The following is a 1,318-nucleotide window of genomic DNA, read 5'->3' as shown; positions in this document are numbered from 1 at the left end:
AGATCGCGCCCCGGGTTCTCCCGGTCGGCGGCCATGAGCTGGTAGAACGCCGACGGCGTCTGGTTCAGGACGGTCACCCGCTCGGCTTCGAGCAGCGCGAGGAAATCGGCCGGGGAACGAGACGTGAGGTACGGCACGACCACGAGACGGCCGCCGTACAGCAGCGAACCCCACAACTCCCACACCGAGAAGTCGAACGCGTACGAGTGGAACAACGTCCACACGTCGTCCGGACCGAACGCGAACCACTCCTCGGTCGACCGCAGCAACCGCACCACGTTCTGGTGCGGGACCACGACGCCCTTCGGGCGTCCCGTCGAACCCGACGTGTAGATCACGTACGCCGGAGCGTCAGGCGAGATCCGAACGTCCAGGTTCGTCTCGTCATATCCGGGCGCGTCCACATCCTCGGCGCGGATCGTCAGGACGGGCCGAGCATCCTCGACCATGTACGCGATGCGATCGGCCGGATAGTCCGGGTCGATCGGCACATACGCGGCACCGGCCTTCAGCACCGCCAGGATCGCGACCACCAGATTCGCCGAACGCGGCAACGCCAACGCCACGAACTGCTCACAACCCACACCACGCTCGACCAAGCGACGCGCCAGCCGATTCGCCCGCGCGTTCACCTCACCGAACGTCCACGACACCCCCTCGAACGTCACCGCCACCGCGTCCGGACGCTCCGCCGCACGCGCCTCGAACAACTCCGGGATCGTGGCGCGCTCCACGGGACGCGCGGGGCCGGGGCCGCCCGCCCAGTCGCCGAGGACGGCGGCGCGCTCGTCCGCGTCGAGGACGTCGGGGGCGCCGATGGGCGCGTCCGGTGCGGCGAGCAGCGCGGCGAGGTAGCGCTCGAAACGGGCGATGAGGCGTTCGGCGGTGCGGTGGTCGAAGAGGTCGAGGGCGTACTCGAGTTCGCCGTCGAGGCCGTCCTCCCGCTCGGTGAGGATCATCAGCAGGTCGAAGCGGGCGGCGCCGGCGTGCAGGGGTTCGAGTTCGGCGCTGAAGCCGTCGAGTTCGAGGCGGGCCTCAGGGTTGTTCTGGAAGGTGAGGCCGATCTGGAACAGCGGGTGCCGGGCGAGGTGGCGCGGCGGGTTCAGGACCTCGACGAGCCGCTCGAACGGGACGTCCTGGTGCGCGTACGCGGCGAGGTCGGTGTCCTTCACCCGGGCGACGAGCTCCCGGAACGTGGGGTCGCCGGACGTGTCGGTGCGGAAGACGAGCATGTTGACGAACATGCCGACGAGGTCGTCGAGGGCCTCGTCGGTGCGGCCCGCGATCGGCGAGCCGATCGGCACGTCCGTCCCGGCGC

1 protein-coding gene is annotated in these 1,318 nt (G+C 69.9%); it reads right to left on the bottom strand.

Annotated elements, in window-relative coordinates; translation table 11 throughout:
* Positions 1-1,318: non-ribosomal peptide synthetase (locus AB0L25_RS41040; protein ID WP_500179061.1), on the bottom strand; the 1,318-nt coding region annotated here is incomplete at both ends.

Origin of the sequence: Spirillospora sp. NPDC052242 (assembly GCF_040679555.1) — a bacterium.
GTDB lineage: Bacteria > Actinomycetota > Actinomycetes > Streptosporangiales > Streptosporangiaceae > Spirillospora.
Note: the sequence above shows the minus strand (reverse complement) of the source record. Positions and strands in the feature narration are given on the sequence as shown.